We start from the raw sequence: 22116 nt of genomic DNA on the forward strand, positions 1-22116 counted from the left end.
CGACGCGACGAAGCGTTGTGAAGGCACGCCGAAACGTTTGAGCGCCCGACGCGGCTCCCTGGCGCCTTCAAACTGCGCAGGGACTAGTTCATAGTGGGCGCCGCTCATGAAGAACGCCCCGATGAGTTCCATCGTCTTGCCCGATTCGACCGCGGCGACCTCGAAGCGCCTGTTCTGGCCCTTGCAGGTCCTGGGATGGATGGGTTACTTCGTCCTCCATTTCACCGCTGCCATGGGCGACGGCAAGCCGTTGCACTACGTGTACGCCTCGCTATCCGTGACCGCCTGCGGCTTCGCGATCACCAGCCTGCTGCGCCTGGGTTATCGACGATTGTGGGGGCTGCCCGTAGCGAAGATGGCGGCAGCGGCGATCGGCTTGCTCGTGCTTGCCACACTTGTGCAGATGAAGCTCTACGTCGCGATCGCTTTCAGCTACTGCGGCGACTGTCAACTGCGCAGTGTGTTCGGCTACCTGTGGTACTTCGCCTCAACGCTCTACCTCCTGTTGTCGTGGAGCGCGCTGTATTTCGGAATCAAGTTCGCGCTGCAGCTGCAACAGCAGAAGGAAGCCGCATTGCGCGCGCGTAACGCCGCGCACGCGGCGCAGATCAAGATGCTCCGTTACCAGCTCAACCCGCACTTTCTGTTCAATACCCTCAACGCGATCTCCACCCTCGTGCTGGACGACCAGCGGGATACCGCCTACCGCATGGTCGCGAGCCTATCGTCGTTCCTGCGCCATTCCCTCGACTCCGATCCCGAGCAGCAGGTGACGCTCACGCAGGAGATTGAGGCGCTAAATCTCTATCTCGGCATCGAACAGGTGCGCTTTGGCGATCGCCTGAACATGACGGTGGATATCGAGCCCGGCGTACGCGACGCGCTGGTGCCGAGCCTGATCCTGCAGCCGCTGATCGAGAACGCGATCAAGCACGCGGTCACCAAACGCGAAGAGGGCGGGTGCATCGAGCTCAGTGCACGGCTCGACGGCGACATGCTCGACTTGCATCTTTGCGATAACGGCCCGGGCTTCGTCGAATCCGACTCGGCTACCAACGGCCACGCGCGCGTCGGCCTGGCCAACACGCGCGAACGGCTGCGCGTGCTGTATGGCGAGCGCCAGCATCTGAGCATTCGCAACCGCGATCCCGAGGGTGTGGACGTGCATGTGCGCCTGCCGTTCGTCATCGATCAGAGCGAGCGGCCATGAAGAGGATCCGCACGCTGATCGTCGACGACGAACCCCTGGCCCGCCGGGGATTGGAACTGCGCCTGGGCCGTCACAGCGACATCGAGATCGTCGGCGAAGCCGGCAACGGCCGCCAGGCCTTCTACGCTATCTCCAGTTTGCGCCCGCAGCTGATGTTTCTCGACGTCCAGATGCCCGGCATCGACGGCTTCGATCTGCTGCGCATGGTGCCCGCCACTCAGATTCCGTTGACGGTGTTCGTCACGGCTTACGATCACTACGCCTCTGCCGCGTTCGCCGCGAGCGCGCTGGACTACCTGCTCAAGCCGGTCGACGACGCGCGCCTGGACGAATCGGTCGAGCGGGCGCGCGAGCGCCTGGCCGCGCGCGATATCGGGGACCACTACGAACGCTTACTCAAGTTCATCGCGACCCTGCCCGGCGCGCAACGCGCGAAGATCGAGGGCTTGCTCGGGGATGAAGCCGTTCCCGCTGGCCGCACCTTGACGATCCGGGACGGCGGCCGGCTGTTGCGCATCGAACTCGACTCGATACGCTGGGTCGACGCGGCCGGCGACTACATGTGCCTGCATACGGGCGAGCAGACCCACGTACTGCGCGGCACGATGCAAGAACTCGAGCAACGCCTGGACCCGCGGAAATTCGCGCGCATCCATCGCTCCACCATCGTCAATCTGGCGAGGGTCCAAGAGATGCGCCCACACGTCAACGGCGAGTATTTTCTCAGGCTCGACTCGGGGCATGAGCTGAAGCTGTCACGCAGTTATCGGGACAAGATCAAACTGCTCACCTGACACGCCGACCCGCTTCGATCGTCGCCCGCCGACAGGCGGCCATGAACGATCCCGTCTGCTGGCCCCTCAAGCCTTGTGACGGCTCGCCTCGTACAGGGCGATGTACGCCTCCACCGAAGTCGATGCCACGATCGCGCCGATCTCGTCCTGCAGCAGGCCGTCCAGCGATTTGAAGCGCAGACAACTCTTGCCCAGGTCGAGCTTGAGGCCGGCACGCGCATAGGCCTCGCGCAGGCGCTGCTCGCGTTCGGAGTCGGCGTAAACGCCATTGAGGTAGAGGGAGTAGGCGTTCTTCTGCGCCGCCAGCGCGACGTAGCACAGCGGCTGTCCGTTGTAGGTCTTGGGATAGCGCGCGAGCGGGATGTTCCAGGCGATCATGCCGTAGGCCATTTCCTCGACGTAGCCGGCCGGCAGCTGCGCATTGACCAGATCGCGTACCGCCGCGACCACCGCGCGCCGTTCGGGCGCGAGGTCGGCCAGGTAAGCCGCGACCGTCTTGGCGGCGCTGCCGGCCATCAGCTCGCACGCCCCGGGCGCGTACGCATGCCCGCGTGCCGCGGACTTGAAGGCGGCGCCTCACGGAGCGAAACGAGATCCAGGCGCATGACGGCGGCGTTCGGCGACGAGATACGGCGGACGCTACGCCGATCGCGCCACGCCGTCATGGCGCGGTGCGGCGAAAGCTGGCGGCAGGCGCGCCCCCCATCTCCGCGCCCGCCGCCATTGAACCCTCGCGGCCTCAGTCGCCGATGATGCGCAGGCCGAAGTAGAGCGAGGCCGATTCCACGTACTGCGCGTTGCCGCTGATGTTCATGCGCACGGTGGTCGGCTTCTTGAAGAACTCCTTGATCTGGGCGTCGCTGAGCCCGTAGTTATCGGCCAGCGACTTGCGGCTGATGAAGCCGGCGATGCACACCGCCGAATCGCGCGTGCGTTCGGTGAACGCCACGCCCGGCGCCAGGGGCACCTCGAACATTTCCGACGAGGTCAGGCCGGTCAGCAGCTTGCCGTTGAACGGCAGACCGGTGGTCGGGTCGATCAGGCCCGGCGTGGCCAGGACCGGATTTTCGACCGTCAACGTCGGCGAATAGCGGAACCGGGCCACCACCGGGCTCGCGGTCGGATTGGCGTAGCGCACGGTCAGCACCGGCGACAACCAGTAGCACAGCAAGGACTGGGTGGATTTGCCGGGCAGCGTGATGCGGCCCAGGTCCTCGAACGCGAACGAGGTGAATGCCGGCGCCGGATTGAGCACCTTGCAGCCCGCCTCCGGGTCGGCGCTGGGGCAAGTGTCGGTGAGCTCGACCGCCATGTCGGCCAAACCCAGCCAACGCAGGTTGCGGCCGAAGGAGTCGCTGTCGCCGACGTCCTCGTCGGTGACCGCGGCGGCGGCCAGCGAGATCGGCGCGGCGGCCTTGGCGGCGCTGAGCGAGAGCTTGCGCTGACGGCTGCTGGCGGGAATGTCCGCGCCCTGCTTCACCGGTTCCAATACCACCTGATCGGCCGGGCCCTTGTAGGCCCAGACCGTCGCGGCCGCCACCGCGCTGAGGAGCAGCAGCGCGACCGCTGCGCGCTTGCCGGTGACGGAGTTCGTCCTGAACGTTTTCATGAAGCCTGCCTGTGTGTGGAGACAGACAGGCAAACGCGATGCGAGGCTGGGCCCGGCCAGAGCCCGGTTCAGGGATGTTCGGATTCGGCGTGCGCGCGCTCGCGACGCAGCAGATACAGGCCGCTGGCGACGATGATCGCCGCGCCTAGCCAGGTGATCGCATCCGGCAGCACGCCCCACAGACTGAGGTCGAGCAGCACGCCCCAGACCAGGGCGGTGTATTCCAGCGGCGCGATCAGCGAGGCCTCGCCGAGGCGGAAGGCCTCGGTGATCGCATACTGACCCAGACCGCCGGCGACGCCGACGCCGAGGATCAGCCACAGGTCCGCGCTGCGGATCGCGACCCAATCCGGCCAGGCCAGCGCGCCGGCGCCGATCGCGAGCATCGCCATCAGCCAGACCATCATCGACTGGGTGCTGTCGGTGCGCGCGAGCAGGCGCACGGTGATCGCGCTGACCGCGTAGGCCAGGGCCGCGCCCAGCACCGCCAGCGAGGCCAGGCTCAGCATGCCCTCGCCGGTGGGACGCAGCAGCACCAGCACGCCGATCAGACCGACCGCGATGGCGATCCAGCGGCGCGGACCGACGCGTTCGCCCAGCAGCGGCACCGACATCGCGGTGATCAGCAGCGGCGCGACGAAGAAGACCGAGTACGCGGTCGACAAGGGCAGGCTGCGCAGCGCGTACACGAACGCCGCCATCATGCCGATGCCGAGCACGCCGCGCAGCAGATGCAGGGACCAACGCACGCGCAGCAGCGCCGCCGGGCCCACCGTGGCCAGGGCCCAGGCCAGCACGAACGGCAGCGAAGCCGCGCCGCGCAAGGAGGCGACCTGGAACGGCGGGTAGCGCGCGCTGAGCAGCTTGAGGCCGGCGTCCATCATCGCGAACAAACCGACCGCGGCCAGCATGCTCAAGGCCGCGCGCGTCTGGCGTTTGCGATCGGCGCTCATGCGGCCGTGCCGCCGCGCGCGGCGGTGAAAAGGAAATCGCGAGTCATGTCCACAGCTGGGGGAGGCGAAGCCGCATCTTGCCGGCAATCGCGGCCGCCGTCATGGGCCGATCAGGCCAGGCGCCGGCAGCGTCGACGCAATCCGAAGGCGTAGCTCAGGTAATAACCCAGCATCATGCCGCCGACCGCGAGCAGGCTGCCCTGCCGCGACAGCCAGGCGTCGCGCGCGTCCTGCTGTCCCCACAGGTGCAGCGCCTGCACCAGGCCGAAACCCAAACGCGCGGCGACGATCAGGGTCAGGGCCAGCACCAGCCAACGGTTGGGCGTGTAGTACAAGGCGCCGGGCTCGGACTCGAAGCGGGTCAGGGCCAGCCCGGCCACGCCCAGCAGCAGTCCCAGCGCCACGCCGGCCGCGGCGTAGACGCTGGCGTCGGCGATCCAGTGGCCGACGATCCAGGCGCTGAAGAAGAACAGCAGCAGCGAGACGAAGGTCGCCCCCAGGTTCAAGGAGATCGTCCAGCCGATCGCGCGCCGGCGCGATTTGCCGTAGCGATAGCGCTGGATCAGCGCCACCGGCAGCAGCAGGGCGCCGAGCAGGACCATGAGCAGGACGAGCAAGGGGATCAGCAACAATTGCATGCGGGCCAGCTTAGACGATGAGGCGCGGTCGGGCCGCCAGCCGAAGCGCCGCCGCCCCGCTGTGGGAGCGGCGTGAGCCGCGATCAGGCTTGCATCGACCGACGTGGCTCGACCGCCGCTTCCATGGAAAGCGAAACGACCCGGGCGCGTCTGCGATCAGGCTGTGTTTTCGAGGCTGGCGATGTCGATCACGAAGCGGTAGCGCACATCGCCCTTGATCATGCGCTCGTAAGCCTCGTTGATCTGGGCGATGTCGATCAGCTCGATATCCGAGGCCACGCCGTGTTCGGCGCAGAAATCCAGCATCTCCTGGGTCTCGGCGATACCGCCGATCATCGAGCCGGCCAGGCGGCGGCGCTTGGTGATCAGCACGCCGGCCGCGACCGGCGCCGGGGTTTCGGGGATGCCCAGCAGCACCATGGTGCCGTCGACCTTCAGCAGCGACAGGTAGGCGTTGTAGTCGTGCTCGCCCGACACCGAGTCGATGATGAAGTCGAAGCTGCGCGCCAGGCGCTTGAACACCGCCGGATCGCGGGTGGCGGCGAAATCCTGCGCGCCCAGGGCCAGCGCGGCTTCGCGCTTGGACTCGGAGGTGCTCAGCACGGTGACCTGCGCGCCCATCGCCGCCGCCAGCTTGACCGCCATGTGGCCCAGGCCGCCCAGGCCGACCACCGCCACGCGGTCGCCGGCCTTGACGCCGTAGTGCTTGAGCGGCGAATAGGTGGTGATGCCCGCGCACAGCAGCGGCGCGGCACGGTCCAGCGGGATCGAGGCGGGAATCCGCAACACGTAGTCCTGATCGACCGTGATCCGGGTCGAGTAGCCGCCGTAGGTGGGCGCGCCGCCGACGCGTTCGTGCGAGTTGTAGGTGCCGGTCATGCCCTGGTCGCAGTACTGCTCCAGGCCGTCACGGCACTGCGGGCACTCGCGGCAGGAATCGACGAAGCAGCCCACGCCGACCGCATCGCCGACCTGGAACTTGTCGACCCCGGCACCGACCTGGGCGACCCGGCCGACGATTTCGTGGCCCGGGACCATCGGGAAGATCGACCCGCCCCACTCGTCGCGTGCCTGGTGGATGTCGGAATGGCAGACGCCGCAATACAGGATGTCGATCAGGACCTCGTTCGGACCGGGCTGGCGGCGTTCGATCGAGTGCGGGGCCAGCGGCGACTGGGCGCTGGCGGCGGCATAGGCGGCGGTCTTGAGCATGTACGGGTCCGGGGACTGGGCGAGAGCGCCAGTCTAGCCAAGCCGGCGTTGCCCCGACGTCAATGCGCGCGCAACGCTACGTGCCGCGGCCGCGCGCCTGCGCTACCCTTTACCTCCCCAGCCGCAGCACCGATCCGGATACCGCCATGCCTTCCTTCGACGTCGTCTCCGAAGTCGACACCCACGAGCTCACCAATGCCGTCGACCAGGCCAATCGCGAGCTGTCCACGCGTTTCGATTTCAAGGGCGTGGAGGCTAAGTTCGAGCTCGACGACAAGTTCATCAACCAGTCCGCGCCCAGCGAGTTCCAACTCAAGCAGATGCAGGACATCCTGCGCGCGCGCCTGATCGCGCGCGGCATCGACGGCCGCTGCCTGGAGTTCGGCGATATCGAAACCAATCTGGCCGGCGCGCGCCAGAAGATCACCGTGCAGCAGGGCATCGAGCAGAAGCTGGCCAAGAAGATCGTGGCCGCGATCAAGGACGCCAAGCTCAAGGTCGAGGCCCAGATCAACGGCGACAAGCTGCGCGTCAACGGCAAGAAGCGCGACGATCTGCAGACCGCGATCGCCTTACTCAAGGCCAGCGAGTTCGAGCGCCCGCTGCAGTTCGAAAACTTCCGCGACTGAGCCGGCGACCATGGACGCCGAAGCCGAGCCCATCGTCGCCACCCGCCGCTGGCTGGAACGGGCGGTGATCGGGCTCAATCTGTGCCCGTTCGCCAAGGCAGTGGTGGCCAAGGACCAGGTCCGTTACGTGCTCAGCGAGGCGACCACACCCGAGGCTTTGCTGGAGGAACTGGCCTACGAGCTGGTCCGGCTGCAGCAGACCGAACCCGATCAGGTCGACACCACCCTGCTGATCCATCCGCGGGTGCTCACGGATTTCCTGGATTACAACGATTTCCTCGACACCGCCGACGCCGCGGTCGAGGCGCTGGAACTGCAGGGCGAGATCCAGGTCGCCAGCTTCCACCCGGATTACCAGTTCGCCGACACCGCCTACGACGAGGTCGGCAACTGCAGCAACCGCTCGCCTTATCCGATGCTGCACCTGCTGCGCGAGGCCAGCGTCGAACGCGCGGTGGCGGCGTTCCCGGATCCGGACGTGATCGTGGAGCGCAATCTGGAGACCTTGGAGAAGCTCGGCATCGAGGGCTGGCGCAAGTTGCTGACGCCGTAAGGTCCAAATCACTCTTGCCTTCGGTCTCTCTTTATTGAAAAAGAGTGGTTAGGGGGTTGCTGTTCGCTGGTGCTATTCGAGCCAGAAGCAAATCCCCCCTAGCCCCCCTTTTTCAAAGGGGGGGATTCGACATGGACGGTTGGGTGGGGGAATTCGACATGGAGCGTCGGCGCAAGTTGTTGGCGTGCCCCGAGCCCAGGCTGTTTTGCGCCTGGTCCCCCTCTTTGGAAAAGAGGTGTTAGGGGAGATTTGCTGTTCGCTGGTGCTATTCGAGCAGAAGCAAATCCCCCCCTAGCCCCCCTTTTTCAAAGGGGGGGATTCGACATGTACGGTTGGGGGGGGGAATTCGACATGGAGCGTCAGCGCAGGTTGTTGGCGTGCCCCGAGCCCAGGCCGTTCTCGAGCCTGGTCCCCCTCTTTGGAAAAGAGGGGTTAGGGGAGATTTGCTGTTCGCTGTTGCTATTCGAGCAGAAGCAAATCCCCCCTAGCCCCCCTTTTTCAAAGGGGGGAAGCAGAGGCGTTGCGCGCCTACTGCCCCGCCAGCGCCTCATCGCGCAGCCATGGCGCCAGCAGGGCGTGGGCTTCGTCCATGTTCGCGACGATGCGGTGGCCCAGCGCGCGTACCTCGGCGCTGGGTGCGACCAGGTCCGGAATGTGGATCGGGGTCATGCCGGCGGCCAGCGCCGCGCGCACGCCGGCTGGCGAATCCTCCAGCACCAGGCAGCGTTCCGGCGCCACGCTCAGGCGTTGCGCCGCCAGCAGATAAATGTCCGGCGCGGGCTTGGGATGCGCGACCTCGTCGCCGCCGACCACCAGCGCGAAATGCGCGAGCAGGCCGGCGCGCTCCAGCTTGTACAGCGCGCGCGGCCGGCGCGTGGAGGTCACCACCGCGGTCGCCATGTCCTGCGCGGCCAGATGCTCGAGCAAGGCGATCAGCCCCGGCTTCAAGGGCAGGCCCGCATCGACGCGCACGTCGTACAAGGCCTGCATCGCGTGCAGCAGCGCCTGCACCTGCGCCTCGTCCAGGCGCGTGCGCAACAGGTCGTGGCAGGCGCTGTCGTGCAAACCGACCATCGACAGCCACAAGCCATCTTCCAGGTCGTAGCCCAAATCCTGCGCGGCCTGGCGCCAGCACTCCAGCAATGCCGCTTCGCTTTCGATCATGGTGCCGTCCATGTCGAACAGCACCGCGGCGGGAAGGAACTCGAGCGCGGCGGCGCGCGCGGTGTCGGTCAGCATCTTGGGTCCTGCAGGATGTCGGCCCGCGACGCCAGCCGCGGGCGGTGAACGGCGGCGGCCGCTTCAACCGCCAAACAAACGCTCCAGATCGGCCGCGTCCAGCGCGCGCCATTGCCCGGACGGCAGTTCGTCCAGGCCCAGGCCGCCGATGCGGCTGCGATGCAGCGCTTCGACGTGATTGCCGACCGCGGCGAACATGCGCCGCACCTGGTGATAACGGCCTTCGGTCAGCACCAACCGGGCCTGGCGCGGCGCCAGCGTTTCCAGCGTCGCCGGCGCCAGCGGCGTCTTTTCCGACTCCAGCATCAGCGTGCCGCTGGCGAAGGTCGCCGCTTCGTCGCCGCGCAGATCGGAAGCGAGGCTGGCCTCGTAGACTTTGGCCAAGTTGGCCTTGGGCGAGACGATGCGATGCAGCAGGCCGCCGTCGTCGGTGAGCAGCAACAGCCCGCTGGTGTCGCGGTCCAGGCGCCCGACCGTGGACAGCAGCGGCGAGCGTAGACGGAAGCGCGGCGGCAGCAGGTCGTAGACGATGCGGCCGGGGTCCTTGGTCGAACAGGTGTACCCGACCGGCTTGTGCAGCATCAGAACCAGACCCGCGGGCGGATCCAGCGGCGCGCCGTCGATGCGGATGCGCTCGTGGCCGATCTGATCGTCGGCATACAGCACTTCGCCTTCCGCATCGGTGATGCGGCCTTCGCGGAACATCGCCGCGACTTCCTTGCGGCTGCCGTAACCCAGGTTGCCGATCAACTTGACCAGCTTCATGCGCGCCCCGCACGACCGCGCGCGGGCGCGGCCTCCTTGATCGCCTCGACGATCTTGAAGCCGCCTTGCTGGGCGACCGTGCGCACCTGCGCGAATCCGGTCTCCAGCGCGCCCTCGTAGGGCAAATGGCGATTGGCGACCAGCCACAGCCGGCCGCCGGGATTCAGCGCCTGCGCCGCGACCTCGATGAAGCGGCGGCCGATGTCGGGGCGTTCGGCGCGGCCCTGGGCATGGAACGGCGGATTGCTGACGATCACGTCGTAGCGCGCGTCGACGCCGGCGGTCACGTCCTGCCAGCGGTAGTCCAGCGCGACCTCGCGCGCCGCGGCCGGCAGGCGGTCGGCGGCCAGGTTCACCCGCGCCAGCGCCAGCGCGCGCGCTTCGGCTTCGTACAGATCCACCGCGACGATGCGCGGACAGCGCGCCAGCAGCTCGGCGGCGAGATAGCCGTAGCCCGCGCCGAAATCGGCCGCGCGCCCAGCCAGATCCGCCGGCAGCTGCGCGGCCAGCAGGGCCGAGGCCGGATCGATGCGGTCCCAGGCGAACACGCCCGGCCGGCTCTGGAACCGCCCGCCCAGGATCGGCCGGATCGCGTCCAGGCCCTGCCATTGCGCGGCCAGCGCGGCATCGGCGGGGCCGTCCAGCGGCGCGCTCCAGAACACCCGGCATTTGTTCTTGGACAACTGCCCGACCGGGCCGACCAGTTTGCCCAGGTCGGCCTCGCCCGAACGCGCGCCTTCGTCGTTGCTCATGCAGGCGACCACGCGCCCACCCGGCGCGGTGCGCGCGAGCGCCCGAGCCATCAGCGCCCGCGCCTCGTCGCGCTGACGCGGCGGCAGCATCAGCACCAGCGGGTAACGCCGCGAGCCGTCGTCCTCGTCCAGGCTCAGACCCGAACGCTGCAAGGCCTCGGCCTGCGGCTTGAAGCTTTGCTCGCAGACCAGGCCGGGGCGCGGCTGCGCATGCAGCGGCCAACCGTCGCGCGCGCGCAGGAACAATGCTCCCCCCTGCGCGGGCCAGCTCAGCCGGCCTTCGGCGAACGGCAGGAACAGGGTTTCGAGGGCGTTATCGGGTGCGTCAGCGCGCACGGCAGGGTCGAATGCGGATCATCGGACGCATTTTACCCGTCGCCGCGCGCGCACGCCCGTGTCGCGACTGCGCGGCCTTCACGGCGGCCTGCGCTAGGGTGCGGGCCGGCCCCGAGGAGCGACGTCATGCGCCTGCTAGTCCTGCTGTCCGCCCTGTCCATGCCGCTGGTGGCGTGGTGGTCGCAACGCGGCGCGTTCGGCCCCGACAACGCCACCCTCTCCGACCGCTATCCGACCCTGCTGGTCGCCGCCGGTTATGCCTTCGCGATCTGGGGCCCGATCTTTCTCTGCGACGCCCTGTTCGCGTTCTGGCAGTCGCGGCGGCCGCGCGAGCGCGACGCGACCCTGGCGCGCATCCGTCCGGCCGCGACCGCGGGCTTCGCGTTGACGGCGCTGTGGATGCCGGTGTTCTCGCAGCAACGGTTCGGACTGGCGCTGCTGGTGATCTGGGCCGCGCTGGCTTGCATCGGCTGGTGCGCGCTGGTGCTGTCGCGCGATCCCGCCCCCCTCCCCGGTCAACGTTGGCTGGCATGGCTGCCGCTGTCGCTGCACGCCGGTTGGTTGTCGCTGGCCGCGCTGCTGGATACGGCGCAGACCATCGTCGCCTACCGCCTGTTTCCCGGCGACGACATGCTGGCCTGGAGCCTGGGTCTGTACGCGGTCGCCGCCGCGTTGCTGCTGACCCTCAACGCGCGCATGCGCGGCAACTGGGCGTACACGCTGGCCGCGCTGTGGGGCCTGGTCGGCGTCTATGTGCAGCAATCGCGTTCGCCCCTGCCCGGCGCGACGGTCGCGGCCTGGGTCGCGCTCGCGATCGCCGCCGTGTTGGCCGCGCAGAGCCTGTGGCTGCGTCGGCGCGCGACCGCGCCCGCGCGCGCGGGGTGAGGCGAACGTCGGCTTCATGCCGCCGCAACATCGGTCGCGCCATGCTGCATGCAAAACGAAGGAACCCAGCGCATGCGAGCTCTTTTCATCGGCGGTATGGTCGACAACAGCGAACTCGACCTGGACGGCGAACAGCCGCCGCGCCACTACCCCGAGAACACCGGCGGCGGGCGCCCGCGTTACCGCCTGCACCACACCGGCCGCCGCGACGGCGCGGTCGCGTACGCGGTGTATGCCGCGCCCGAGCTGGCCGACGAGGAAGTCGAACGGGTGGCCGAAGAGCGCGGCTACGCGCGCCGCTTCCAGGCCGAGCCGCACTCGGAGGCCTGAGCGCCTCGCGCCTGCGCTCGCAACGGCGAACGCAGGCGCCGCGACGGGCGGCTAGTTCTGCAGCTCGCGCAAGGTCACCGACGGCGGCGCATCGAGCACGCGCCGGGTCGCGTACAAGCCCGCGAGCAGGGCCGCGACCAGGCCCAAGGCGGCGCCGACCGCGCCCATAAGCCAGTCCACGCGCCAAGGCAGGTCGAATACCTGGGTCGCGATCACGCCGGCCAGCACCGAGGCCGCCGTCGCCGCGACCAGGCCCGCGAGCAGGCCGATCGCCGCGAACTCGGAAGCCTGGGCCAGACGCAGCTGGCGGCGGCTGCCGCCGAGCACGCGCATGACGCCGCCTTCCAGCAACCGCTCATCCTGGCTGGCGCTGACCGCGGCCATCAGGACCAGCACGCCGGCCACCAGCGAGAAATAGAACACCACTTCGACCACGGTCGAGACCTGGTCGGCGGTGCCGCGCACCTGCTTGAGCACGGCGTCGACGTCGATCACCGACAGGTTGGGGAAGCGCGCGACCAGGTCGGCGGTGAAGCGCGTGCGCTGCGGCGGCACGCTGACCGCGGTGATGTAGCTGGCCGGATAGCCGTCCATCGACCCCGGCGAGGCGATCACGAAGAAGTTGGGACGGAAGCTTTCCCAATCGACGCTGCGCAGGCTGGTGATGGTGGCCTGGAACGGCTGCCCGGCGATGTCGAACGCGACCCGGTCGCCCAGCTTCCAGCCCAGTTGCTCGGCGAAGCCTTCTTCGACCGAGACCTCGGGCCGCGCGGGCTTGGCCTCTCCCCAGAAACGGCCGGCGGTGACGCGGTTGTCGTCGCGCAGTTTCGCCGCCACCGACAGATTGAATTCGCGTTCGGCCAACCGCTGCGCGCGCTCACCCTGGTCGGCGTAGTCGGCGCCGGTGACCGGCTTGCCGTTGCGCGAGATCAGGCGGCCGCGAATCATCGGATACAAGGTCGGCGCGGCGATGCCCTGCTCGCTCATGAAGCTGCGCACCGGCGCGAGCTGATCGTCCTGCACGTTGATGATGAAGCGATTGGGCGCATCGGCGGCCAGCGCGAGCTGCCAGCGATCGAGCAGATCGGTGCGCACGAAGGTCAGCAGCAGCAAGGCCATCAGACCCAGGCCCAAGGCCGAGACCTGGGCGATGCTGGTGCCGGCGCGGCGGCTGACGTTGGCCAGGCCGTAACGCAGGCTGCCGCGCAGGCGCGAACGCAGGCGGCGCACCGCCACGATCAGCAGCCAGGCCAGCAGCGCCAGTACCGCCAGGGTGCCGGCGATGCCGAGCAGCATCGCCGTGCCCAAGGCCGCCGAACCGGCCTTCCACCACAGCAGCGCGCCCAGGCCGGCGAAACCGGCCAGCGCGACCAGCCAGGCGCTGGGCTCGGTGGTATCGAGGTCGCGGCGCAGCACCCGCAAGGCCGGCACCCGACGCAGCGCCAGCACCGGCGGCGCGCCGAACGCGAGCAGCACGACCAGGCCGACGCCGTAACCCTGCAGTGCCGGCAACAGCCCGGCCGGCGGTATCGACAGCTTCAAGGCCTGCGCCAACCAACTGCCGACCAGCCATTGCAATCCGAACGCGAGCAGCACGCCGACCGTGCAGGCGACCAGGCCCAGCATCAGCAGCTCGCCCACGTGCACGCCGACCAGGGTGCGCTGGCTGGCGCCGAGGCAACGCATCACCGCGGTGCCGGACAGATGGCGCTCGCTGTGGCGTCGCGCGGCCATCGCCACCGCGACCGCCGCCAGCACCACCGACACCAGCGCGGCCAGGCCGAGGAAGCGGCCGGCGCGGTCCAGCGCGGAGCGGATTTCCGGGCGCGCGTCGCTGATGGTTTCCAGGCGCTGGCCACGGCCCAGCGCGGGACGCGCGGCGGCGACGAAACGCTCGACCGCGGCGGCGTCGCCGGCGATCACCAGGCGATAGCGGATGCGGCTGCCTTCCTGGATCAGGCCGGTGGCGCCGACGTCGCCGAGGTTGAGGAAGACCTTGGGCGCGATGTTGAAGTAATCCAGTGCGGCGTCGGGCTCCTGCACCACCAGCGCGGCGAGGGTGAAACGCGCATCGCCGATCGCGATGCTGTCGCCCAGCGCGGCGCCCAGGGTGTCGGCGCCGGCGCGGCTCATCCAGATCGTGCCGCGCGCGGGCACGCCGTCGGCGTCGCGTTCGCCGCCGCGGTCGGCGACGCGGAACGCGCCGCGCAGCGGAAAGCCTGCGCCCAGTGCGCGCAGCTCGCCCAGTTGCAGGCGCTCGCCGACCCGAATCATGGTCTGCAGCTCCATGGTCTCGGTGCGGCGCAAGCCGTCGCGCTGCGCGGCGGCGCGCAAGGCGCCCGCGCTGGGCGCGTCGGCGCGGACCACGGCGTCGCCGCCGAGCAGACGGTTGGCCTCGATCGCCAGCGCGCGCTCGGCGCGATCGGTGACGAAGCCCACCGAGGTCACCGCCAGCACGGCCAGCACCAGCGCGGCGAACAGGATGCGCACGTCGCCGGCCTTGAAATCGCGACGCAGCTGGCGCCAGGCCAGCCCCAGCGTCCTCACGGCACCAGCCTGCCGCTGTCCAGGCGCAACATACGGCCGCAGCGCTGGGCCAGGTGCTCGTCGTGGGTGACCAGGACCAGGGTGGTGCCGGCATCGGCGTTGAGTTCGAACAGCAACTCGATGATGGCCTGGCCGGTGTGGGTGTCGAGATTGCCGGTGGGCTCGTCGGCGAACAGCAGCGAGGGCCGGGTCACGAACGCGCGCGCCAGCGCCACGCGCTGTTGCTCGCCGCCGGACAACTGGCGCGGGTAGTGGCCCAGGCGCTGGCCCAGGCCGACCTTGTCCAGGATCGCCTTAGCCGGGCCTTCGACTTCGCGATCGCCGCGCAGCTCCAGCGGCAGCATCACGTTCTCCAGCGCGGTCAGCGAAGGCAGCAGTTGGAAGCTTTGGAACACGAAGCCGACCTTGGCGCCGCGCACGCGGGCGCGACCGTCCTCGTCCAGCGCCGACAGGGGCTCGCCGTCGAGGGCGACGCTGCCGCTGCTGGGCGTGTCCAGGCCGGCCATCAGCGACAGCAGGGTGCTCTTGCCCGAGCCGGACGCGCCGACGATGGCGACGGTATCGCCGCGCGCGATCTCGAAACCGACTCCGTCGAGGATGGTCAGTTCTTCGTCGGGCAGGGCGACGCGCTTGCCCAAGCCCTCGACCCGCAGCGCGGGCGCGGCATCGGCGGACGCGGCCCCGGCATCGCGGCGGGCGCCGCCGCGGCGGCCCGCATCACGCTGAACGGAATCGACGCGTACGGCGTGCACTTGAATGGAATCGGCCATGATCGTCCTTATGCTTGCTCCAGCGACATCATCCGGAGGCCTTATTAATGACGCTTAATAAACAAGGATATGCGGCATCGCGGCGCCGGCTTCAATGGGCCATCGGTACCGGCTCCCTGGCCCTGGTGCTGGCGTGCGCCCTGATCGCGACGCCGCTGCAGGCCCAGCCCGCGCGCGCGCAGCCGGCCGCCGCGGCGCCGGCGCCCGCGGCCAAGGCCGCGCGCACCGTGCTGGTGATGGGCGATTCGCTGTCGGCCGGTTACGGCCTGGCGGCCTCGCAGGGCTGGGTCGCATTGACCGCGCAACGCGTGGCCCAGACCCGTCCGGGTTGGCGCGTGGTCAACGCCAGCATCAGCGGCGAAACCACCGCCGGCGGCGCCGCGCGCATCGCCGGCGAACTCGCGCGCCACAAACCCGCGGTGGTGGTGATCGAGCTGGGCGCCAACGACGGCCTGCGCGGCCTGCCGCTGGCGCAGAGCCGGGCCAATCTGGAGCGCATGATCGCCGCTGCCCAGGCAGGCAAGGCGCGGGTGCTGCTGATCGGCATGCGCATGCCGCCGAACCTGGGCCGCGAATACACCCAGGGCTTCGAACGCAACTACGCCGAACTCGCCCAGCGCCACGGCGCGGCGCTGCTGCCGTTCCTGCTGGAACCGATCGCGCTGGACCGCCAGGCGTTCCAGGACGACAACCTGCATCCGGTGGCAAGCGCGCAACCCAAGCTGCGCGACCACGTGTGGACCCAGCTGGGGCCGTTGCTGCGCTGAGCGCGGCGACGCGCACCCCTTGGCAGCCGCGTAAGCCGCGATCGCGCGACCGCGTCGGCGGAGGTCGCCGCGCGTCCGACGCCACGCACATGCGCGCCGCGTCCACGCGCTTGCTATCGTGCGCAGCCGACCCCGCCGCCACGACCGCATGAGCCGTACCGAACGCCTGTTCGACCTGATCGAGGCCCTGCGCCGGCACCGCCAGCCGATCGCGGCGGCCAGCCTGGCGCAGGAGCTGGGCGTATCGCTGCGCACGATCTACCGCGACGTGCAGACCCTGGTCAGCCTGGGCGCGCCCATCGACGGCGAGGCCGGCGTCGGCTATCTGCTGCGGCCCGGTTTCTTCCTGCCGCCGATGAACTTCGCCCAGGACGAGATCGAGGCGCTGGTGCTGGGCGCGCGCTGGGTGCAACGCCAGGACGATCGCGCCTTGTCGCTGGCGGCCAGTAATGCGCTGGCCAAGATCGCCGCGGCCGCGCCGCGCGACCTGCGCGACGCGATCGGCGAAATCGGCCTGTGGGTGTCGCCCAGCAACGCCCAGCGCGGCGCGCCCACCACCATGCAGCGCGTGCGCGACGCCATGCGCGACGAACGCAAGCTGCGCATCCGCTACGGCGGCGGCGACGGCCAGCAAAGCGAGCGCACGATCTGGCCGCTGGCGCTGGCCTTCTTCGACCACGCGCGCGTGGTCGGCGCCTGGTGCGAGTTGCGCGGCGACTACCGCCATTTCCGCCTCGACCGCATCGCCTCCCTGGACGTGCTGCCCGAGCCGCTGCCGCGGCGGCGCGGCGCGCTGCTCAAGGAGATGGTCGCGCAGTTGTACGCGCCCCACCTGCCCGCCGACGAACGCTAGTTCGGCTTGGCGCGCGCACGCGGCTCCGCGCGCACGAAATCGCGACCCAGATAGGCCTTGCAGCGGAACTGGTCGATGTCGTTGATGCGCAGGATGTTGCGGCGTCGGCTCACCAGGCCGCTGCGATGCCAGGTCTGCAGCTGCGCGTTCAACTTCGGCCGGCTGGCGTTGACCATCGCGGCCAGGATGCTCTGGGTCGGCGGCAGCGCGACCTCGAAGCCGTCGACCGCGGCGCGACCGCCGTCGTGCATGATCGACAGCAGATAGCGCGCCAGGCGCGACTCCAGGCGATGCAGGCACATGGTCTCCAGGCTGTCGACCGCCTTGCGCAGTCGCAGGCACAAGGTCGCGTGCGCGCGTTCCAGCAGCACCGGCTCGGAGGTCAGCGCCGGAAAATGCCGCCGCGACAGCAGCAGCACGCGCGCCGGGCCGTAGGCGATGGCGGTGAAGTTGCGGTCCTTGGCGTCTAGCAAGGCGGTTTCGTCGACGGTCTCGCCGGCCTCGATGGTGTCGACGATCAGTTCCTGGCCGTCGGGGCCGTACAGGATCTTGTAGATCCGACCGCGCGCGACCAGGGCCAGGAAATCGCTGGGATCGTTCTTGAGGAACAAGGCCTGGCCGTCGCGCAGCGTGCGTTCGGTGGCGTTGCGGGCGACGTGCTCGAGCAAGGTGTCGGGCAAGCCCTGAAACAGCGGGGATTGCTCCAGAATCAACTGCCTTGCGCGTGCGTTGGCGGAACGGTCCAGCGTCATGCACATGCGCACGACCACACGCGCGAAGGGGGGCGCGCGCCGGCACGAGAGGCCGAAAACGCGAAAGCGACCGCCGTATGGCCGTCGCTGCCGGACGATCGGCGATGGGCAAGCATGCAGCCTACGCGACGCCGGTGCCGTAGGCCGCCGCTGCGTGACGAACGATCCATATTCGATCCCCTGCCGCCGCCAACCGTAGCTGCGCCGGCCTCTGCCGCGATCGGCGGGCGCCCATCCATTGGGCCGCCTGCGGTTCGTTCGCGGTCGTTCCCTGGGTCCGGAGCGAGGCCGCGTGGGCGGCGACGCATCCGGGCTGGTGCGGGGCCGACTGCCGGCGCGGGCGCCGGCGGACTGCCTCGCGGACGCGGCATCGGGGGCCGCCGCATCCCTTGCGTCCGGCGTCGGGTGTCGCGCCCGACGCCTTCCGCGTTACGGAGAACCGCTGTTCAAACCCTTGACCGGCTTGGTACCGGTGAAGGCCTTGAGCACGGTCATCAGGCTGCTCAGGTTGTCGGACACGCCGGTCTGAGCGACCTTCTCGGTCGCGCCCGCGGCGGCCGTGGTGTCGAGCGTGTAGATCTGCATCACGCCCTGGTTGGCGGCGGCCAGCGCCAGCGTATTCTGCTGCTGCTGCGCGGCTACGGCGTTCTCGAACAAGATGCCGGTCGAGTGCGCCAGGCTCTGGTAGATCGAGCCCATCGCGAAGGCCGGCGCTTCGCCGATCACCTTGACGTTGGACTGGGTTACGGCATCGGTGATCTGGTCGTTGACGGCGGTGGGAAATGCCATGAGGTCATCCTCGTTATGCGGTCGTCAGGAACATGCGCGCCTGGGAGATCCGGCAGATGGCGCGGTGGCCATCGGCCGGGGATCCCTTACTTGAAGGCGTTGAGCACGGTGAGCAGGCTGGTCAGGTTGTCGGAAACGCCGGTCTGGGCGACCTTCTCGGTCGCACCCGCGGCAGCGGTGGTGTCGAGGCTGTAGATCTGCATCACGCCCTGGTTGGCGGCGGCCTGCGCCAGCGTGTTCTGCTGCTGCTGCGCGGCGATCGCGTTCTGGAACAGGATGCCGGTCGAGTGCGCCAGGCTCTGGTAGATCGAGCCCATCGCGAAGGCTGGCGCTTCGCCGATGACCTTGACGTTGGATTGGGTGACGGCATCGGTGATCTGATCGTTGACGGCGGTCGGGAAAGCCATGGTTTAACTCCTCGGGGTCGTGTACGGCCCATGCCGTACGTTTCAATGAACGCTGCGGAACCCGCCTTGTGAATCAGGCGGACGACGCGGCGGACGGGGACTTGCGGGCGCCGGCCTCGGCGCGCCCGGCTTCGAGCACGGCCTCGATCTGGCGCGTGAGCGGGCCGTACTGGCGCTCGAAACAGGCCTCGACTTCGGCCTTGATCAGGATCGCGAGGCGGTCGGCGATCTGCGCGATCGCCAGCTGCGCGGCCGCGGTTTCGCCCTCGCCGGCGCCCTTCAGCTGCGAGGGCCGCAGGTCGCCGAGCGTGCGCGACGACTCCAGCAAGCGCAGGATCGCCTGCTCCTCGCGGGTCAGCGGGGCCGCCTTTGCCGCGCCCTTGGCGGGCGCGGCGGCGTCGGCGGGCGGGGCGTTGGCGGCGCCGAGCACGGTCTTCATCGCCGCCTCCACGCGCTGCCGGCCCTGATCGACGATATCGGCGGCATGGCGCCGGGCCTGGTCGGTATAGCCGCCCAGCACCGCCTCGTTCGCGCTCAGGGTGGTGAGGAACTCGGCCAGTTGCTTGCGCTCGTCCTCGTCCAGGTCGTGACCCAGCCACTGGCGCGCGAACTCATGCACCTGCTCGGTCAACTCGTTCCGGCTTACGGTCATGGCACTACTCGCGGCTGTCAGGGGCACGGGCGCTCAGCGCGCACGCAGCAGTTGGGTGAGCGCGCGCAGCACATCGGGCTGCATCAGGCGCTCGAGCACTTTCACCAGCTCGGGGTCGAGCGCCTTGTCGGCCACGGCGGTCGCGGGTGGCGATACCGGCGGCGATGCGGGCGCCGAGGAATCCGGCGATTTCCCCGGCGCGGTCGGCGCGTCGGGACCGTCTATCTCTTCGTGCAGCAGGTGTTCGACGAGGTCGTTCATCGCAAGCTCCTGGCGGTGCCCGCCGCGCGCGCCGCGCGGCCGGGCTGAGAGGCGTCCGCGCCGCAGCCGGACGCATGGCGTTCACTTCTTCGGCTTGGGGCGGCGCAGCGTGACCACCGAGGCAGGCGACTTGAAGCCGTCCATCGCCTCCAGGCCCAGGCCGTCCGACAGGACCAGGGTGACGTTGGGATCGACCGTGGTCTTCCAGTAGTCGGTGGCGATGTTCAGCACCAGTTGCTGCAGCGACACCATGGTCTGGTCGAGTACGCGGGTCTGACCGGCGGGCAACAGTTGGTAGGCCAGCAGGATCACCATGCGCAGGAACTCGTCCTGGATGTCGGTGTGCTCCACGCCCTGACCGTCGGCGCCCAGCAGGTAGGAGCGCCAGTTGTTGAACAAAGTCAGCACGCGGGTCAAGGCGTCGAACCAGTAGGACTTGATCGTGGTCTGACCCGCCAATTGCAGCACCAGCTCGCAATACAGCTGGTAGTAGCCCGCGATGTTGCTCTGGTTGCAGATCGGCGCCATGCCCGCGGTCAGCTCGCCGTACAGCCAGGTCTTGTTGGCCTGATCGTTCAGCACATCGGCCACGCTGGTCTGCGCGCGCACCATGGCGATGAACTGCGCCACCTGGGCCTGCTCCAGCGCGTTCGCGCCCAGGTAGGCCACGGCGTTTCCGGCCTGATGCAGCACGTCGGTGTCGATGTAGCCGTCCAGATGGCGGAAACCGCGATTGATGCGATAGCCCTCGACCGAGTCGAACAGGCCGGAGGCGCCGGTGATCGCGTTGCTGCCCAGGTTGGTGTCGAAAGCGATCAGCGGATAGCGCTGCGCCATGTAGTTGCGGTAATAGAACGCGTGTCCGAGTCGGATCGCGAACTGCTGGCTGCCGGAGAAGAAGCTGTACCAGCTCTGCGACTGGGTCGCCGGCACGGTGTCCAGCGATTCGCTCATCGCCATTTCGCTGCGCTTGCCGTTGTAGGCGACGATCGCGATGCTGGCCGGGCTGTTGATGTCGAAGCGGCGCAGGGTGCAGCCGCCGTGGGTCAGGGAATCGCTGCGGAACAGCTCGTCGAACAGGCCGGCGACGTCGCTCTTCTTGCGCGGCGTGGCGCCGCGGCTGCCGCGCGGTTCGTCGTCGCGCCGGCCCTGGGCGGTGGCCAGGCCGCGCGCGATGTAGGCGGAATAGGCGGGATAGAAGGTCTCGTTCGGCGCTTCGGCGGCGTTGGCGTAGTAGTAGCCGATCATCGAACGGTTGTCCGCGGTCGAGGCCGCGCCCTCGCCGCAATGCACGTGGCAGATCAGCTGCGCCGAACGCGCGCCCTTGCCCGTGCCGAAGCACTTGCCTAGCGCGGCCTGGTTCTCGAACAGGAATTTGAATAACTGTTTGTAGTCGGCGACCTTGGTCTCGGTGCCCAACAAGTCGATGCCGATCACCGTGCTGGGGCCGGGCTCGACCAGCAGCGGCAGGATTTTTTCGGTGAGCTCGGCGCTCAGGCGCTCGCCCGGCATGTAGCCGGCCGAGGTATGCACCAGCAGGCGGTAGTTGCTGGGGTCCTTCGGGTACAGGGCGTTGAAGGACTGCGCGATCTGGTCGGCGATCTCGATCTCGTCGAAACCCATCGCGGCCTGGTTGCAGCGCACGCCGCTCTGATACAGATAAGCGTAGGTCGCCAGCATCCACTGGTCGTAGCGGCCCGCGTATTTGGGATCGCGCATCACCGCTTTCATCAGGCTGGAACGGGTCTTGTAGCAGTCGTCGAAGGGCGTGTACTTGTTGGCGCTGTAGATCTTGTTGTTGAAGTAACGCAGGATCGCGATGAGCTCGGGGTTGTAGGGGCCGCTGGGGTCCGGCTGCACGCGTGCGCGCAGCAGGCCGCGAATCTCCTCGTACAGCTCCGGGCTGGTGGCCGAGGCGTTCAACATCGCCGACGACAGGGCCCAACGCCTGGCCAGCACCACGCAGGCGACGTAGATCGACTCGGCAGCGCATTCGCCGCGCTCGTACTGGGCCTTGTTGGCCTTGGTCGCCACGATGGTGAGCGGATTGCCCTCGATCATCATCTGCAGCGCCAGATCGAACAGCACCACCGTGCCCTCTTCGATCGCGTACTTGCCGGTACCGCCCATGATCCCGACCAGCGACAGGCGCTGGCCCTTGGGCAGGCTGACTTCGACCGGCCGCTGCAGTTTCGCGGTGCGGTAGCTGATCTGATAGTCGGTGGATGCGTCCAGCACGCCCTCCACCGGCAGGATGCCGCCGAAGTGGCTGTGATAGTCGAACGGATACTGCTGCATCGCGACCGGCTTGGTCAGAGAGAAAAAGGCCATGGACGGGGCTCCTAAGGTCTGCGCCGCAAGGCGGCATTCGGGTCCGGAGCGCATCGCGGCGACGCGCTCTCGCGGGGGGCGT

24 protein-coding genes are annotated in these 22116 nt (G+C 68.8%); 8 read left to right on the top strand and 16 right to left on the bottom strand.

Going from position 1 to position 22116, the window contains the following annotated elements; all coding sequences use genetic code 11:
• The first annotated feature begins 106 nt into the window (after positions 1–106).
• Entirely contained in the window at positions 107–1210 is a 1104-nt protein-coding gene (locus tag ASE35_RS13565; protein ID WP_082611273.1) for a histidine kinase, read from the top strand.
• Positions 1207–2004 carry a LytTR family DNA-binding domain-containing protein gene (locus ASE35_RS13570; protein ID WP_057160959.1) on the top strand — a complete coding sequence of 266 codons (798 nt, stop codon included), beginning with the start codon at positions 1207–1209 and terminating at the stop codon, positions 2002–2004. The genes ASE35_RS13565 and ASE35_RS13570 overlap by 4 nt, the downstream gene beginning before the upstream one ends.
• 66 nt (positions 2005–2070) lie before the next feature.
• Here the strand turns inward: ASE35_RS13570 and ASE35_RS13575 are convergent, their stop codons facing one another.
• The 5 genes from ASE35_RS13575 to ASE35_RS13595 form a co-directional block, all read right to left on the bottom strand.
• Entirely contained in the window at positions 2071–2520 is a 450-nt protein-coding gene (locus ASE35_RS13575; protein WP_057164180.1) for a DUF1801 domain-containing protein, read from the bottom strand.
• Positions 2521–2743: 223 nt separating this feature from the next.
• Positions 2744–3613 carry a hypothetical protein gene (locus ASE35_RS13580; RefSeq protein WP_056180574.1) on the bottom strand — a complete coding sequence of 290 codons (870 nt, stop codon included), beginning with the start codon at positions 3611–3613 and terminating at the stop codon, positions 2744–2746.
• A 68-nt stretch (positions 3614–3681) separates the two neighbouring features.
• On the bottom strand, positions 3682–4566 hold the full coding sequence (locus ASE35_RS13585; protein ID WP_057160961.1) for a DMT family transporter: 885 nt from the start codon (positions 4564–4566) through the stop codon (positions 3682–3684).
• Positions 4567–4676: 110 nt separating this feature from the next.
• The gene (locus ASE35_RS13590; protein WP_057164181.1) at positions 4677–5204 is read right to left on the bottom strand and encodes a hypothetical protein; all 528 of its coding nucleotides are present in this window, start codon (positions 5202–5204) and stop codon (positions 4677–4679) included.
• Between the two features lie 156 nt (positions 5205–5360).
• The gene (locus tag ASE35_RS13595) at positions 5361–6416 is read right to left on the bottom strand and encodes an NAD(P)-dependent alcohol dehydrogenase (protein ID WP_057164182.1); all 1056 of its coding nucleotides are present in this window, start codon (positions 6414–6416) and stop codon (positions 5361–5363) included.
• A 146-nt stretch (positions 6417–6562) separates the two neighbouring features.
• Here ASE35_RS13595 and ASE35_RS13600 point away from each other — a divergent pair, with 146 nt between their 5' ends.
• Both ASE35_RS13600 and ASE35_RS13605 read left to right on the top strand, forming a co-directional pair.
• Complete coding sequence (locus tag ASE35_RS13600) at positions 6563–7045, top strand: YajQ family cyclic di-GMP-binding protein (RefSeq protein ID WP_056181266.1); 483 nt, start codon at positions 6563–6565, stop codon at positions 7043–7045.
• A gap of 10 nt (positions 7046–7055) precedes the next feature.
• Positions 7056–7598 (top strand): DUF1415 domain-containing protein, encoded by a 543-nt coding sequence (locus ASE35_RS13605; protein ID WP_056180588.1) that lies wholly within the window; start codon positions 7056–7058, stop codon positions 7596–7598.
• Positions 7599–8126: 528 nt separating this feature from the next.
• On the opposite strand, the gene ASE35_RS13610 is transcribed toward ASE35_RS13605, so the two are convergent.
• The 3 genes from ASE35_RS13610 to ASE35_RS13620 all read right to left on the bottom strand — a co-directional run bounded on the left by ASE35_RS13610 (position 8127) and on the right by ASE35_RS13620 (position 10690).
• Positions 8127–8837: an HAD family phosphatase gene (locus ASE35_RS13610; protein ID WP_057164183.1), complete on the bottom strand. Its 711-nt coding sequence runs from the start codon at positions 8835–8837 to the stop codon at positions 8127–8129.
• Between the two features lie 63 nt (positions 8838–8900).
• On the bottom strand, positions 8901–9602 hold the full coding sequence (locus tag ASE35_RS13615) for a pseudouridine synthase (protein ID WP_057160964.1): 702 nt from the start codon (positions 9600–9602) through the stop codon (positions 8901–8903).
• The gene (locus ASE35_RS13620) at positions 9599–10690 is read right to left on the bottom strand and encodes a methyltransferase (protein WP_057164184.1); all 1092 of its coding nucleotides are present in this window, start codon (positions 10688–10690) and stop codon (positions 9599–9601) included. The genes ASE35_RS13615 and ASE35_RS13620 overlap by 4 nt, the downstream gene beginning before the upstream one ends.
• A 126-nt stretch (positions 10691–10816) precedes the next feature.
• Between ASE35_RS13620 and ASE35_RS13625 the strand changes: the two genes are divergently transcribed.
• Both ASE35_RS13625 and ASE35_RS13630 read left to right on the top strand, forming a co-directional pair.
• A complete protein-coding gene (locus ASE35_RS13625; RefSeq protein ID WP_057164185.1) occupies positions 10817–11575 on the top strand; it encodes a hypothetical protein in 759 nt (252 codons plus the stop codon).
• Between the two features lie 72 nt (positions 11576–11647).
• Positions 11648–11905, top strand: a complete 258-nt coding sequence (locus ASE35_RS13630) for a hypothetical protein (protein WP_056181269.1) — start codon at positions 11648–11650, stop codon at positions 11903–11905.
• 51 nt (positions 11906–11956) lie between these two features.
• On the opposite strand, the gene ASE35_RS13635 is transcribed toward ASE35_RS13630, so the two are convergent.
• Complete coding sequence (locus ASE35_RS13635) at positions 11957–14452, bottom strand: FtsX-like permease family protein (RefSeq protein ID WP_057164186.1); 2496 nt, start codon at positions 14450–14452, stop codon at positions 11957–11959.
• Positions 14449–15222, bottom strand: a complete 774-nt coding sequence (locus ASE35_RS13640) for an ABC transporter ATP-binding protein (protein WP_082611274.1) — start codon at positions 15220–15222, stop codon at positions 14449–14451. The genes ASE35_RS13635 and ASE35_RS13640 overlap by 4 nt, the downstream gene beginning before the upstream one ends.
• A 47-nt stretch (positions 15223–15269) precedes the next feature.
• On the opposite strand from ASE35_RS13640, the gene ASE35_RS13645 reads away from it, so the two are divergent.
• Both ASE35_RS13645 and ASE35_RS13650 read left to right on the top strand, forming a co-directional pair.
• The gene (locus ASE35_RS13645; protein WP_082576562.1) at positions 15270–15989 is read left to right on the top strand and encodes an arylesterase; all 720 of its coding nucleotides are present in this window, start codon (positions 15270–15272) and stop codon (positions 15987–15989) included.
• 148 nt (positions 15990–16137) lie between these two features.
• On the top strand, positions 16138–16842 hold the full coding sequence (locus ASE35_RS13650; RefSeq protein WP_056180605.1) for a YafY family protein: 705 nt from the start codon (positions 16138–16140) through the stop codon (positions 16840–16842).
• Here the strand turns inward: ASE35_RS13650 and ASE35_RS13655 are convergent.
• The 6 genes from ASE35_RS13655 to ASE35_RS13680 all read right to left on the bottom strand — a co-directional run bounded on the left by ASE35_RS13655 (position 16839) and on the right by ASE35_RS13680 (position 22034).
• On the bottom strand, positions 16839–17594 hold the full coding sequence (locus ASE35_RS13655) for a Crp/Fnr family transcriptional regulator (RefSeq protein WP_056180607.1): 756 nt from the start codon (positions 17592–17594) through the stop codon (positions 16839–16841). The genes ASE35_RS13650 and ASE35_RS13655 overlap by 4 nt on opposite strands.
• A 429-nt stretch (positions 17595–18023) precedes the next feature.
• Positions 18024–18383, bottom strand: a complete 360-nt coding sequence (locus ASE35_RS13660; RefSeq protein WP_055904510.1) for a RebB family R body protein — start codon at positions 18381–18383, stop codon at positions 18024–18026.
• An 86-nt stretch (positions 18384–18469) separates the two neighbouring features.
• A complete protein-coding gene (locus ASE35_RS13665; RefSeq protein WP_055904514.1) occupies positions 18470–18790 on the bottom strand; it encodes a RebB family R body protein in 321 nt (106 codons plus the stop codon).
• 73 nt (positions 18791–18863) lie between these two features.
• Positions 18864–19442 (bottom strand): hypothetical protein, encoded by a 579-nt coding sequence (locus tag ASE35_RS13670; RefSeq protein ID WP_157489467.1) that lies wholly within the window; start codon positions 19440–19442, stop codon positions 18864–18866.
• 33 nt (positions 19443–19475) lie between these two features.
• Entirely contained in the window at positions 19476–19703 is a 228-nt protein-coding gene (locus ASE35_RS13675; protein WP_057164187.1) for a hypothetical protein, read from the bottom strand.
• 81 nt (positions 19704–19784) lie between these two features.
• Positions 19785–22034, bottom strand: a complete 2250-nt coding sequence (locus ASE35_RS13680) for a hypothetical protein (RefSeq protein ID WP_057164188.1) — start codon at positions 22032–22034, stop codon at positions 19785–19787.
• Positions 22035–22116: the final 82 nt, after the last annotated feature.

It is taken from the genome of Lysobacter sp. Root916, assembly GCF_001429785.1.
Lineage (GTDB): Bacteria > Pseudomonadota > Gammaproteobacteria > Xanthomonadales > Xanthomonadaceae > Lysobacter.